The 13,553-nt window shown below is 71.3% G+C and carries 11 protein-coding genes; 6 read left to right on the top strand and 5 right to left on the bottom strand.

Going from position 1 to position 13,553, the window contains the following annotated elements:
- On the top strand, window positions 1-702 hold a 702-nt coding region (locus BR70_RS23555; RefSeq protein WP_035808038.1), incomplete at its 5' end, for a DUF7507 domain-containing protein.
- A gap of 78 nt (window positions 703-780) precedes the next feature.
- Here BR70_RS23555 and BR70_RS0103795 read toward each other — a convergent pair.
- Window positions 781-1,578 (bottom strand): HAD-IIA family hydrolase, encoded by a 798-nt coding sequence (locus BR70_RS0103795; RefSeq protein ID WP_027464991.1) that lies wholly within the window; start codon window positions 1,576-1,578, stop codon window positions 781-783.
- 180 nt (window positions 1,579-1,758) lie between these two features.
- Between BR70_RS0103795 and BR70_RS23560 the strand changes: the two genes are divergently transcribed.
- The 3 genes from BR70_RS23560 (at window position 1,759) to BR70_RS0103810 (ending at window position 6,786) form a co-directional block, all read left to right on the top strand.
- The gene (locus BR70_RS23560; RefSeq protein WP_197019614.1) at window positions 1,759-5,238 is read left to right on the top strand and encodes an SdrD B-like domain-containing protein; all 3,480 of its coding nucleotides are present in this window, start codon (window positions 1,759-1,761) and stop codon (window positions 5,236-5,238) included.
- Window positions 5,239-5,418: 180 nt separating this feature from the next.
- Window positions 5,419-6,117, top strand: coding sequence for a TetR/AcrR family transcriptional regulator C-terminal domain-containing protein (locus tag BR70_RS19360; RefSeq protein WP_051596604.1), 699 nt, complete (start codon window positions 5,419-5,421; stop codon window positions 6,115-6,117).
- 21 nt (window positions 6,118-6,138) lie between these two features.
- Window positions 6,139-6,786 carry a TrmH family RNA methyltransferase gene (locus BR70_RS0103810; RefSeq protein WP_027464993.1) on the top strand — a complete coding sequence of 216 codons (648 nt, stop codon included), beginning with the start codon at window positions 6,139-6,141 and terminating at the stop codon, window positions 6,784-6,786.
- 103 nt (window positions 6,787-6,889) lie between these two features.
- On the opposite strand, the gene BR70_RS0103815 is transcribed toward BR70_RS0103810, so the two are convergent.
- On the bottom strand, window positions 6,890-7,879 hold the full coding sequence (locus tag BR70_RS0103815; RefSeq protein WP_027464994.1) for a LacI family DNA-binding transcriptional regulator: 990 nt from the start codon (window positions 7,877-7,879) through the stop codon (window positions 6,890-6,892).
- A 253-nt stretch (window positions 7,880-8,132) separates the two neighbouring features.
- On the opposite strand from BR70_RS0103815, the gene BR70_RS19365 reads away from it, so the two are divergent.
- The gene (locus BR70_RS19365) at window positions 8,133-9,029 is read left to right on the top strand and encodes a DUF559 domain-containing protein (RefSeq protein WP_035808041.1); all 897 of its coding nucleotides are present in this window, start codon (window positions 8,133-8,135) and stop codon (window positions 9,027-9,029) included.
- Between the two features lie 10 nt (window positions 9,030-9,039).
- Window positions 9,040-9,843: an NAD-dependent epimerase/dehydratase family protein gene (locus BR70_RS19370; protein WP_035808042.1), complete on the top strand. Its 804-nt coding sequence runs from the start codon at window positions 9,040-9,042 to the stop codon at window positions 9,841-9,843.
- An 83-nt stretch (window positions 9,844-9,926) separates the two neighbouring features.
- On the opposite strand, the gene BR70_RS0103830 is transcribed toward BR70_RS19370, so the two are convergent.
- Genes BR70_RS0103830 through BR70_RS0103840 form a run of 3 tightly spaced genes read right to left on the bottom strand, consistent with a single transcriptional unit; the run spans window position 9,927 to window position 13,422 of the window.
- The gene (locus BR70_RS0103830) at window positions 9,927-12,008 is read right to left on the bottom strand and encodes a YhgE/Pip domain-containing protein (RefSeq protein ID WP_027464995.1); all 2,082 of its coding nucleotides are present in this window, start codon (window positions 12,006-12,008) and stop codon (window positions 9,927-9,929) included.
- Window positions 12,005-12,775, bottom strand: coding sequence for a hypothetical protein (locus BR70_RS19375; protein WP_051596605.1), 771 nt, complete (start codon window positions 12,773-12,775; stop codon window positions 12,005-12,007). The genes BR70_RS0103830 and BR70_RS19375 overlap by 4 nt, the downstream gene beginning before the upstream one ends.
- The gene (locus BR70_RS0103840; RefSeq protein ID WP_027464996.1) at window positions 12,772-13,422 is read right to left on the bottom strand and encodes a TetR/AcrR family transcriptional regulator; all 651 of its coding nucleotides are present in this window, start codon (window positions 13,420-13,422) and stop codon (window positions 12,772-12,774) included. The genes BR70_RS19375 and BR70_RS0103840 overlap by 4 nt, the downstream gene beginning before the upstream one ends.
- Between the last annotated feature and the right edge of the window lie 131 nt (window positions 13,423-13,553).

Here is a 13,553-nt window from a genome sequence, read left to right on the forward strand (position 1 = left end):
ATCCAGGGCCGACCCGAGCTCGCCGTCACCTGCTCCGCGGAACCGCTCGTGCCCGGCGGATCGACCTCGTGCACGGTGCCGGACCATGCCCTCACACAAGACGACATCGAGCTCGGTGCAGTGACGTTCGTCGAGACCGCGAGCGGCAAGGACCCGAACGGTGAGTCCGTGACGGCGGACGACTCCGTCACGGTCGGCCTCGATGCACGCTCGGCCTTGTTCCTCGAAGGAGCTTGGACGCCGAGTGACGGCAAACCGGTGCGATCCGGCGACGAGATCGCGTCGACCTACGAGGTGACGAACACGAGCAACCTGGTCGCCCGTTCGATCTCGGTCCAGAGCGTGGAGGCCGGTGTGATCACCTGCCGAGCCGAGGAGCTCGCCCCCGGTGAGCAGACCGCGTGCACTGCGAGCACCCCGCGTCAGGTGACCGACGGCGACGTCACCGTCGGTCACGTCCTGTTCGAAGCGGTCGCGACTGGTTCGGTGGCGCGCGAAGACGGGGCCGTGGGTCCTCGAGGTGCCGTGGAGGTGCGGTCCAACGAGGTCGAGGCCCGGTTCGTCGTCGCACCGTTGCCGGCCGACCTGGCGTACACGGGGGCGGACATCGCACGGACGGTCGCGATCGCCCTGGGCGTCTTCGGCTCGGGGGCCGTGATGCTCTTGTCGGTCTGGCTGCGCCGTCGCCGTCGAGAGGTCTGAGTGGTCCGAGAGATCGCGGTGTGAGAAGTCACCCGGGCCGTACGACGTGCGGTTCCGGGTGACTTCGTTCGCCCTGCGCTAGAGCTCGACCTCGAAGGGCTCGGTGCGCACGAGCTCGTGCACGCCGGAGATGACCTCGCTCGGGCGGAACGGGTACCGGTCGATCTCCGCCTGGTCGCTGATGCCCGTCATCACGAGCACGGTGTGCAGCCCCGCCTCGATGCCGGCCTGCACGTCGGTGTCCATGCGGTCGCCGATCATGCCGGTGTTCTCGGAGTGCGCCCCGATCCGGTTCATCGCGGAGCGGAACATCATCGGGTTCGGCTTGCCCACCACGTAGGGCTGCTTGCCGGTGGCCTTCTCGATCATCGCGGCGATGGCGCCGGTCGCCGGCAGGACCCCCTCGGCGCTCGGGCCGGTGGCGTCGGGGTTCGTCACGATGAAGCGGGCGCCGGCGCGGATGAGCCGGACGGCCTTGGTGATCGCCTCGAACGAGTAGTTGCGGGTCTCGCCGACGACGACGTAGTCAGGAGCGGTCTCGGTCATGATGAACCCGGCCTCGTGCAGGGCGGTCGTCATGCCGGCCTCGCCGATGACGAACGCCGAGCCGCCGGGCATCTGTGACTTGCAGAAGTCCGCGGTCGCGAGCGCGCTCGTCCAGATCCGCTCCTCGGGCACGTGCAGGCCCGAGCCGCGGAGCCGGGCGCTGAGGTCACGCGGCGTGAAGATCGAGTTGTTCGTCAGCACGAGGAACTCGGTGCCGTCGTCGAGCCACTGCTGGATGAGCTCCGGGGCGCCGGGGAGCGCCTGGTTCTCGTGGACGAGCACGCCGTCCATGTCGGTCAGCCAGCACTCGACGTCGTCTCGGGTCGCCATGGGCCTCACCTTACTGCGCGGGGATTCGTGCCCACCGTCCCGGTGCCCGGCGATCACCATCAACGATATTCAGAACATGAATAATCGATGTGGCATGCAATGTGTGCGTACGCTGCCTGTCGGGGCGGTCCTCGTCCCCACGATCTGCGGGACATCAGCCTCGCGAGAACAAGGAGACCCATGCGATCTCGAAGTAGAGCGCGCATCGCCGTGTCGACGCTGGCCACCGCTGGCGTCGTCCTCGGTCTTGCCCTGCCGACCGCCTCGGCGACGGCGAGTGGACCGGAAGGACCCGACGGCACCGCATCCGCCGCGACGAACAGCACGGTCGCCGTCGCGATCGACGTCACGAAGGACGGCAACGGCCCCTTCACGCCGACGGACGGCGCCGGTGGTGACGCAAGTGAGAAGAACGGCATCGTCCGCACGATGGACGCGATCACGTACCGCGTTTCACTCAACTCGAACGACGGCACCAGCACGAACGAACGCTTCACCGCGACCGCTCCCGCCGGCACCTCGTGGGCGGGGGTCCCGACCACCTGCGTCAGCCCCGGCTCGGCGGTCTCCGGGGATGAACTGACCTGCAACATCGGCACACTCCGAGAAGGCCGGACGGTCTTCGTGTCGATCGTCCTCGACGTCTCGGGCGACTTGCAGAACGGCGACACGCTCGCCGTCCCGGTGACCGCGACCGCGGACGAGGCCGAGAACGGCCCGGTGACCGCGGTCGCCGACGCCGTCACGGTGTCCGCAGCCGCGCGCTACAACCTGAGCAAGAACGTCCACGCGTCGTCGCTCCGGACCGACGTCACCGGTCCGGACGGAACGACGAAGGGGCTGCAGCTGATCTACCCGATCGCCGTGGACTGGCAGCCGCTCGTGCCCGGACAGGGGCTCCTCGGGTTCGAGAAGAGCGCCGGCCCGATGACGTTCACGGACGACCTCTCCCAGATCCTCGGCGCCGTGCCCTCCGATGCGGTCCTGTGGAACGGCGGCAACCCCGTCTGCGGCCCGAACGAGCCGGGTGACTGGCGGATGGGCGGCCTGCCCGGCGGCAGCGGCGGCGGCGAGCAAGCGGTCACGGACTCCGGTGCGTTCTCCTGCGAGCAGTCGGCCCCCGGCCGGGCGGTCGACGTCACGATCACCGGGACGGTCACGGACCCCGAGCACGTCCCCTCGAGGAGCCTCACGAACGGGCCGATCGCCGGCGGCGCCAAGCCCTACTTCGTGAGCGGCTACATCAGCCTCTGGATGCGCAACCCTCCGACCGGGACCTCGGTCGAGTCGGTCAACACCTTCACGCCGCTGCAGACCACGTCCGTCAGCGGAGCGCCGAACTTCCCCGGCGGCACGGAACCGACGGGTGACAACTCCGCCGAGCGCAACGTCCTCGAGTACGCAGACGGCTCCGCGCAGAAGCGGCTCCTCCGGGTCATCGGCGACGGGCAGGCCGTCGAGCGGGGCTCTGCTCGTGACGGTGACCCGTGGGCCACCCCGGGCACGCTGCTCCGGAGCGACGTCAGCGCCTCCAACAGGGGGCTGGCGTCGTTCGAGAACGCGATCCTCTGCGACACCTTCGACCGCGAGACGCAGCACGTCACCCGCGTGGGCGGCGGCGGGGTCGCGGCGTTCACCAGCGGCATGACCAGCGCGAAGGTGCAGTACGCCGCGTACGACATGGCCTCTCCCTCCGCGGGCCAGAAGGCGACCTGCGACGACGAGGACGGCCCCTGGTACGACCAGCCGGAAGACGTCCCCGGCGGCATCGACGCCGTCGGAGCGGTCCGCGCGACCGGTGACGTCCCCGGTGGCAGTGACGGCACGCTCTACAGCTACGTCACCACCGAGGACGCCGCGGACGGCACGCGGGCCTACGACTTCGGTCACGCGTGGTTCGGTGACCGCTCGGAGCGCTGGGCGCACGACGTCTGGTCCGACGCGGACCTCGGTGCCGGTCCCCTGTCCGACAGCGTCATCCTCACCGAGAACCTCGCCCGGATCCAGAAGAAGATCGTCGACCCCGGCCACGACGCGGCCGACACCCCCGACGAGACCACCTTCACCGTCGCCGGCGACACCGTCGACTACGCCCTGTACCCGTCGCTCACGAACGGCAACACCACGGGGAAGGAGACCTCCGTGACGGTGCGGGACGTGCTGCCGAACCACGTGACCTACGTCGCCGGCAGTGCCTCCGAGGTGCCGGAGATCGACACCACGAAGGACGACGACGGCAACGACGTCCAGCGTCTCACCTGGACGACAGCGGTCCGGCCGAACGAGGCGATCGACCCGATCACGTACACCGCCGCCGTCTCGAAGCTCGCCCCGGCGGGGGCGATCACCAACGTGACGGACATCGCTTCGCCGACGGACAAGTCGCCGCAGGCCTTCCGCAACGCCCAGCGCGCCGTCCAGGTCGTCGCCACCGGCGGGGTCGGCGTCGAGAAGACCGCCGTCGAGCCGGTCGTCGTGTCGGGGGACCACCTTGAGTGGGACCTCGGGTACACGAACACCGACGCCACCCCGATCGACGGGCTGGACGTCATCGACGTCCTTCCGTACCGGGGGGACACCCGCAACTCCACCTTCCACGGCACGGTCGGACTCGCCGAGCCGATCGCGGTCGCCGCCGCAGCCGGTGAGCGCGTCCGCTACACGAGCCGCGCCCCGCGCGACGTCGTGCTCGACGCCGCTGACCCGTCGAACCAGGCTGGTGGCACCACCACCTGGTGCTCGGTGTCGGCGTTCGGCACCGAGGGGTGCCCCGCCGGGCTCGCGGACGTCACGGCGGCGCGCATCCTGCGGACCGCCCCCGTGGGAGTGGGCGAGACCGTCACGCACCGGGTCGTGGTCGCGACGGCGGGCCAGCGCGACGGTGACGCGTACACGAACCGGTTCGGCCTCCGCGCCTCGAACCTCGCGCTCCCGGTCCAGTCCAACCCGGCGACGGTCACCGTCGTGGCCGGTTCGATCGGCGACTTCGTGTGGTCCGACGAGGACGGCGACGGTCTGCAGGACGACGACGAAGCCGGCATCGCGGACGTCTCGGTCCGCCTCACCGGCTCGGACGACCGTGGCGACGCCGTGCGCCGGACCACCACCACGAACGGCGACGGCGAGTACACCTTCGACGACCTGCGCCCCGGCTCGTACAGCGTGCACTGGACGGCACCGGACGGTCGGGAGTTCACGAAGGAGCTCGTCGGCGACGACCGCGCGATCGACTCCGACGCCGACGCCTCCGGCGTGACCGCCCCCGTCGAACTCGCCGCGATCCGTTCCGACGAGGGCCAGCTCGAGTACATCGAACAGGACCGCACCGTCGACGCGGGGCTCCTGCCCGCAACGGAGACACCGACCGGACCGCCGGTGACGCCAGGTGGCCCGGGAGTGCCCGGCACGCCCGGACATCCCGGGAACGCCGGGAACGCCGGGAACGCCGGGAGCGCCGGGTCTTCGGGAACACCCGGCGGCCGTGACGACGCGGAGGCGGCGGGTACCGGCGACGGATCCCGCGACCCGGCACGCGGCGGGCTGGCGTTCACCGGAGCCGACGGACTCGGACTGGCGGCGGTGACAGCGGTGCTGCTCCTGGCCCTGGGTGGCCTCCTCGCGGCGCGCAGACGTCGCACCCGCGGATCGAGCCAGCGCTGAGCAGTGGGGCCGCGGCGAGGCAGTCGCCGCGGCCCCACTGACGGTCCGCTCAGAAAGGGCCGGGAGGCCCGGAGCGGCTCTTGCGCGCTGCTGCCAGACCCGAGATGGTCGAGACACCGAACCGCGGTCGGCTTTTGCCCTACGCTTTTCGGGACACGTACCGAATCAAGGAGGCCCCTCGTGCTCGTCGAACCCGGAACCCCGCCCACCGCGCCCCGACCCACCCCGGTGTCGGAGACGGAGCTCGAGGTGACGCCGCGACGACGCCGGGGCCGCCCCAACGTGCTGTCCCGCGAGCAGGTGATCGACGCCGCCACGACCATCGCGAACGAGGACGGCCTCGACCGCCTGTCCTTCCGGGCACTGGGCGTGCGGCTCGGCGTCGCCCCGATGACTGTGCACCGGACCATCGGCGGCCTCGACGACCTGCACGCCGAACTCGTCCGCCGCACCGTCGACGAGTTCACCGCGACCTTCGTCTGGCCGGACGAGTGGCACGCCGTCGTCCGCACCTTCGCCACGACGTTCCGCGACCTGATGCGCACCCACCCGCTCGTGCTCGAGTCGCACAGCCAGCGCGCCCCGCTCGCCTCGACCGAGTCCGACGCCGTCGTGGCGAAGGTCGTCGGTGCCTTGCAGGACGCCGGACTGCCGCCGGCCGAGGCGATGTACGCATTCTTCGTCGTCTACGACTTCGTGGTCGGGCACGCCGGGGTGCAGGTCGGGCGCGGGGACTCCGAGGCCGGACGCCCCGAGCGGCACCGGCTGGTGGGCGAGATCCTCGGCGAGCACTCCTACGACGACCGGTTCGCGCTCGGCCTCGACATCCTGATCGCCGGCATCGAGTCGCGCATCGACCACCCGGTCCACGCCGCCTGACCTCGGCCGTACGCTGGTCGGGTGACCACAGCGCCCGAACCGTCGCACGAGCTGACGACCAACGGGGTGGGGCCGCACCCGGAACCCTGGCCCGACGACCCGCGGCTCGACCCGGAGCTGCTGGCCGCGGGGGACTCCCGGAACGTGCTCGACCGCTACCGGTACTGGTCGATGGACGCGATCGTCGCCGAGCTCGACACCCGCCGGCACGCGTTCGACGTGGCGATCGAGAACTGGCAGCACGACCTGAACATCGGGTCGATCGTGCGGAGCGCCAACGCGTTCCTGGCCGGCACCGTGCACATCATCGGGCGACGCCGGTGGAACAAGCGCGGAGCGATGGTCACCGACCGGTACCAGCACGTCCGGTACCACCCCGACGTCGAGGCGTTCCTCGCCGCGATGGCCGAGGAGCAGCGTCCCGTCGTCGCCATCGACAACACCCCCGGTGCCGAGCGCATCGAGACCGCGACGATCCCGGAGCGCTGCGTGTTCCTGTTCGGGCAGGAGGGCCCCGGGCTCACCGAGCAGGCGGTCGCCGGTGCCGACGCACACCTGGAGATCACGCAGTTCGGGTCGACGCGGAGCATCAACGCGTCGGCCGCCGCGGCGATCGTCATGCACAGCTGGGTCGTCCAGCACGCGGAGTTGCCCGGCGCGACTTCGTGAGCAGAAAAGGTCGGGCACGGGCGCTGAACCCGACCATTTCTGCTCACGAAGCGGGCGGGGCGGAGGCAGATTGGGCCTCCAGGCCGGGGCCCGGGCTGCCCCGTCAGCGTGCGGCGGTGGTGCGGCGCGCGACCAGACGGGGTTCGACGAGGAGTTCCGTGGCAGCGATCCGTGGATCGGCGATCCGGGCCAGCAGGCGCTCGCCGGCGCCGCGGCCGATCTCGACGCTGCGGTCGTCGATGCTCGTCAGGCCGACGTAGCGCATCGCGGCCACCGGGGTGTCGTCGTACCCGATGACGGAGACGTCCTCGGGGACGCGCAACCCGCGTTCGGCGAGTTCGGACAGTGCGCCGAGAGCCATCACGTCGTTCGCGGCGAAGACCGCGGTGACGTCCGGGTGCTCGTCGAGGAGCATGCCGAGGGCGCGGGAACCGGCCTCTTCGGTGGGTTCTCCCGGCAGCACCGTCGTGACGACGGACGCGCGTGCCGCCGCGGCCTGCGCGAACCCGGCCTGGCGTTCGGCCGAGGCCGCCGAGCTCGCACCGACGAACCCGAGGCGGGTGTGGCCGAGGTCGAGCAGGTGCTGCGCCGCGATGCCGCCACCGGCGTGGTCGTCGTTCGCCACGGTGTCGGCGCGGGGGATCGCGACCCGGCCGCCAGCGATCACGAGCGGCATCGAGGCCGGGATCGCGAGGTCCGTGGTGGGCTCGCCAGCTATCACGATGCCCTCGACGCGCATCGAGAGGAAGCCCTCCACCGGAGAGGCATCGAGCCCCGTGTTGAGGAACCGGTCGGCGACCACGAGCCGGTGTCCCTGGTCCTGCAGGCTCTCGCGCAGGCCGGTGAGCAGGTCCACGAACCACTGGTTGCGGAAGTCGTCGAGGACCACGCCGATCGTGCGGCTGCGCGTGCCGGCGAGGGAGACGGCCGCGGTGGAGGGACGGTAGTCGAGTTCCTGGATGGCCTTGAGCACGGCGGCCCGGCGCTGGTCGCTGACCCGGGGGGAGCGCTGCAGCACGAGGGAGACGAGGGACTTCGAGACCCCGGCGCGTGCGGCGACGTCGTAGATGGTCGCGGGTTTGCCGTCTCCCATGATGCGCTTCGACCTCCGTTGGCTCGTGCGTCGATCGTAGCGGTTGACGTGACATGGGCCGGGCGGGGTCGTGGGATCGTGGTGGCGGTTTCGCTTCGTGAGCAGAAATGGTCGGGTGCGGGGCGGCGACCCGACCATTTCTGCTCACGATCTGCGCGTGGCTGGTCCTCCACACGGGAGGCCCGGGGTGCGTTGTGCACAGAAGTCGCGTTCGGCGCGCGGGCGGTGGGCGCGGGGAGCGAACGTGGTGGTCATGCGAGCACGACCACTTCCGACACCGCTGCGCGGGCGCACGTTCGACGTCGGTGCCGCCGACCGCGCGGGCGTCTCCCGACAACGACTCCGACGGCGTGACCTGATCCGGCCGACCCGGTCGATCCGATGGGCACGTGACCGTCCGCCCGACCCGGTCCACCGGATCCGGGCGTTCCGGCCGGTCCTGGTTCCAGGGCAGTTCATCAGTCACGTCTCGGCGGCGGTCCTCTGGCAGCTGCCGGTCCCGTTCGCCGACGACGGACCGGTGCACGTCACGAGTCCCGTGCCGATCGCACAACCGCGCCGCCGCGGGGTCGTCGGGCACCGCATCACACCGGACCGTGCCCGGGTGACGGAGCGGTGGGGGATGCCGACGAGCACGCCCGCGGCGCTGTGGGTGGACTGCGGTGCCGTGCTCTCGGTCGACCAGCTCGTCGTACTCGGGGACGCCATCGTCACGGAACGACGGTGCGGGACGACGATCGACGACCTCGCTGCCGCCGTCGCCCTGGCCGGCGCGCGATCGGGTGTCCGACGACTGCGCGTGGCGCTCGAGCTCGTGCGGGTGGGTGCCGGGTCGCCGCAGGAGACCAGAGCGCGACTGGCGATCGTCCGCGCGGGGCTGCCCGAGCCCGACCTGCAGGTCGACGTGCTCGACGAAGACGGTCGGTTCGTCGGCCGTGTCGACCTGGCCTACCCGGAGCAGCGCATCGTCATCGAGTACGAGGGTGACCACCACCGGACCGATGCCGAGCAGTGGGGCCGCGACCTCCGCCGCTACCGCGAGATGGAACGAGTCGGCTGGGCGGTCGTCCGGTGGACGAAGTCCGACCTCGACACCCCGGCGTTCGGCGCGGTCGCACACCTGAGGTCGCTGGTCGCGCACCGGGGGTAGCGTCCGCGGCATGGCGACGCTGCTCATCACCGGAGCCGCGGGACGGATCGGGAGCGCCCTGCGTCCTCGACTGCGGTCCGCGGGACACGACCTCGTGCTGCTCGACGAACAGCGGCCCCACGATCCGATCGTCGCCGGGGAACGGTTCGTGCCCGGTTCGGTGAACGACCCAGCGGCGCTGGACGATGCGCTCGCCGGGGTCGACACCGTGGTGCACCTGGCAGGCATCCCGACCGAGGCTGCCTGGGACGACCTGATCGCGGCGAACCTGACCGGCACGAAGAACGTGCTCGAACGGGCGGCCGCCGCCGGGGTGCTCCGGGTCGTGCAGGCCAGCTCGATCCACGCGGTGGGGCTGGTGCCCGAACCCCTCGACCAGCCGGGGAGCGTGCCCGGCGACCGGCTGCCCCGTCCGGACACGTACTACGGCGTGACGAAGGCGGCGATGGAACTGCTCGGCAGCCTGTTCGCCGATCGGTACGAGATGTCGATCGTGTCCGCGCGGATCGGTGCGTTCGGGGCGCTGCCGCCGACGACCCGGGGGCTGCTCATGTGGACCTCGCCCGACGACCTGACGCGACTGGTGCTCGCGACCGTGGCGCTCCACGACCCCGGGCACCACGTGGTCTGGGCCCTGTCGCGGAACACCGGGTCGCCGGCTGACCTGTCCGCCGGGGAGCGCATCGGGTTCCACCCCCTCGACGACGCGTCCGCCGTGCTCGACGCGGACGCCCGTACTGCCCTGCCGACGGACGACCTGAGCACCCTCGGCGGTGGGATGGTGCACCAGCCGCTCGGCGAACGCACTTCGTGAGCAGAAGAGGTCGGGTGACCTGATGTCACCCGACCTCTTCTGCTCACGAAGCGTGCCGCGCCTGCGCCCCGCGGCCGCGCCCGCTACCCGATCAGGCTCGGGCGCAGGTCGCGCAGCGTGCGGGAACGGGTCTGCCGCGCCGTGACCACGAAGGACACCAGGAGCGCCCCGAGCAGCCAGCAGAGCAGCACGCCCGCGTCGGACCACGCGGCGCCGAGGTTCCCGCCGTACATCGTCTGCCGGATCGCGTCGACCGAGTACGTCATCGGCAACGCGAAGTGCAGCGCCGCCAACGGCCCCGGCAGCGTCTGCCACGGGAACGTGCCACCGGCGGTGACGAGCTGCACGAGCATGAGCACCAGGCCGAGGAACTGCCCGACCGATCCGAGCAGCACGTTGAGCGCCATGATGATCGCCGCGAAGGTCGCCGAGGCCAGCACCATGATGCCGATCGTGTCGCCGACGTGCACGACGTTCAGGTCGAGGGCGAAGCGCACGATGAAGAACAGCGCCACCATCTGCACCAGGCCGAGGAGCGCCGGGGTCAGCCAGCCGCCGAACACCACCGCGAGGGGCTTCCGCACCGCCGTGATCGCACGCTTGGAGATCGGCTTGAGGATGAGGAACAGCGCGTACATGCCGATCCAGGCCGCGAGCGAGATGAAGAACGGCGCGAGACCGGCACCGTAGTTCGACGCGGCAGCGACGTTGTCGTCCCCGACCTTGACCGGGTCGGAGATGACCGAGGCCTGCGACTCACGCTCCGAGGCGTTCGACGCCGGGATCTTCGTGCGGCCCTCGTCGAGCGACGACGCGAGCTTCGACGACCCGGTCGTGAGCTTGTCGAGCCCCGACGCGAGTGATGACGCGCCCTGGTCGGCGGTCTTCGCACCGGTCGCGAGCTGCGACGCACCGGATGACAGCGTCGGAGCGGCCGAGGCCAGCTTCGACGTGCCGTCCGCCACCTGGGCGGCCCCCGATGCGAGCGTGGATGCCCCGTTCGCCGCCGAGGAGATGCCGGACGCGAGCGTCGGCGCCGCGGAGGCGAGCGACGACGTGCCGGCCGCGACCTGTGCGGAGCCGTCACGGAGCTTGTCCACCGAGGACTTCGTCGTTTCGTAGGTGCTCTTCGCCGAGGCGCCGGCGGTGTTGACCCGGGTGACGGCGTCGGTGACGGTCGACTGCAGGGCAGCCTGCTGTTCCTCGGTGAGCTCGACACCCTCGGGCAGGTTGTCGGTGATGCCCGAGATCACGGTCTCGGCGTCGAGGGGTCGGAGCGACTCGACGTCGGCGCTGTACGAGTCGACCGTGTCGGCGAGCTGCTCGTTGCCGGCCGCGACCTGCTGCGCCCCGCTGTTCAACTGCTGCGTCTGCGACGGCAGCGCAGCCGTCTGCTGCTGCGCGCTGGCCAGCCCGGACGCCAGGGTCGACGCCCCCGACGCCACCTGCTGCGCCCCGCTGTTCAGCTGCTGGGTCTGCGACGGCAGGTCGGCCGTGCCGGACGCGAGCTCCGCCGCGCCGGACGACAGCTTGCCGGTGCCGTCGGCGAGCTGATGCGCGCCCGAGTCCGCCTTGGCGGTTCCGGACGCGAGTTCATCGGCCCCGTCGACGGCGTCGCCGAGGCTGTCCCGCACATCGGCGAGCCCGACGAGCAGGGTCTTCGCCGCCTGCTTGCCGACGCGCTCGGCGACGGCGGTGCGCATGGTCTTGCCCGCCTGCTCGGCGATGGTCGAGGCCAGGTACGAGTTCGTGTCGGCCGTCGTCATGACGAGCTTCGCCTGCGTCGGGTCGTCGGACTGCGCGGACACCAGGTGCTCGGAGAAGTCGTGCGGGATGGTGACGACGAAGTCGTAGGTGCCGTTCCGGACGCCGGAGCGGGCATCGGCGGCGCTCGTCTTCGTCCACTTGAAGTCGGCGCCGTCGATGGCCTCCTTCGTGACGTCCTTGCCGTAGTCGACGTGCTCGCCGTCCAGCGTGGCGCCGGCGTCGAGGTTCACGATCGCGGCGGGGATCTGGTCGAGCTTCGCGTAGGGGTCGCGGTTCGCCCACAGGTAGGCGCCGCCGTACAGCAGCGGCACGATCATCAGCGCGATGAACGCCAGGCGTGCGAGCGGGGTCGCGGTGAGCCGCGCGAGTTCTGCGCGGACGAGCGAGGTGGTGGTCACTTCTGTGCCTCCGTCGGGACGGTTGCGGATGCTTCGGTGACGGAAGGAGCGGCCGGGAGGCCCGGCTCGGTTCCGTCGGTTCGGGCCACGTCCTCGGGGTCCTCGGTCTGGGGCGTCACGTGCGTCGCGACGTCGTCTTGCGTCTCGACGTCGTCGTGCGTGTCGATCGTGTCGAGCAGGTGCTCGACGGTCGTGGCGGCCGCCTTCGAGGTCACGAGGACCACGGTCACGCCCCGTCGTGCGACGTCGCGGACCACCTGGAACCAGTCCTCGACGGCGCCGCCGTGCCGCTCGGGCGAGGTGATCACGATGCCGGTCACACCGTCGCGGAGCAGGGCGAGTTCGACGAGCAACCGGACGCGCACGGCGGTCGGCACCCGCTGCACGGCGGTGTCGACGTAGTCCCGCAGTCCGAGCTCGTCGAGCACGGTGTCGACGTGCTCACGGTTCGGGCGCTGCCCGGCGAACGCGAGCTCCTCGCGCACGATCTGCTTGAGGGTCATGACCGGGAAGGGCTCGGCGACCCCGGGGGTGTCGACCAGGGCGAACGCGCGCCGGATGGCTGCCGGGTCCTCGTGGCCGTCGAGCAGCAGGCGGCCGGAGTCGGGCTGCATGCGGCCACCGGCGACGAGTGACGCGAGCACGGGTGCCTGCTCGGTCTCGACGGCGAGGACCCCCGGGAGTCCGGGGGCAGCGACGGCGGAGACGACGGGCAGGGGCGCGCCGGGATCCTCGCCGATGCCGACGTGGTCGAGTTCGAGCGTCATGCGTGGTCCTTCGGGGCAGAGGCGGGAGCAGCGGGTTCGGAGAGCAGTGCGGTGCGCCAGTCGATGCCGGCCATGCCCAGCGCGGACACCACCACCATGCGCCGTCCGTCCTCGTCGCTCGTGCCGGAACGGGTGGCCTCGTCGAGGACGGCGATGCACGCACCCTCGACCAGACGGCCGAGGGTCTCGGGGTCGACGTCGTCCCGCATGGCGCCGTCGGCGATCCCGAGCGCGCACGCCTGGCGCACCTGCGAGCGCAACGGGGCGAACACCTCGGCGACGGGTTCGGCGAAGGGGGTGCGCACGGCGACCCGGGCCATCGAGCGGACGTGCGACACCTCGCTCCAGAGCGTCACGGCGATGGCGGCGAGGCGTGCGGCCGGCGGGAGCTCCTGCAGGTCCGAGGTGGTGGGCATGGCGGCGGCGATCCGGGCGGCGCCGGCGGTCACGACCTCGCGCACCAGGTCGTCGCGCGAGGGGAAGTGTCCGTACACCGCACGACGCGAGAGGCCGGCGGAGGCGGCGATCGTCTCGATCGAGGCATCAGGGTCCTGCTGCAGGCAGGTCTTCGCCGCGTCGAGGAGGGCTGCCCGGTTCTCCGTGGCGTCGCGGCGGGGCGCGCGCGAGGGCTGCTCGGTGGTGATCACGCACCCCATCGTAATAACGTGCACATAGGTGTGCAACTTAACAGGTTCCGTGCCCCGGACGAGGGGAGTCCCCCAAAGAGCGGACTGTCCAGCCTGAGAACGAACGCATAGCTTCACAGGAATCTCATGCG

Source organism: Curtobacterium sp. UNCCL17, from assembly GCF_000686685.1.
In the GTDB taxonomy this organism is placed as follows: domain Bacteria; phylum Actinomycetota; class Actinomycetes; order Actinomycetales; family Microbacteriaceae; genus Curtobacterium; species Curtobacterium flaccumfaciens.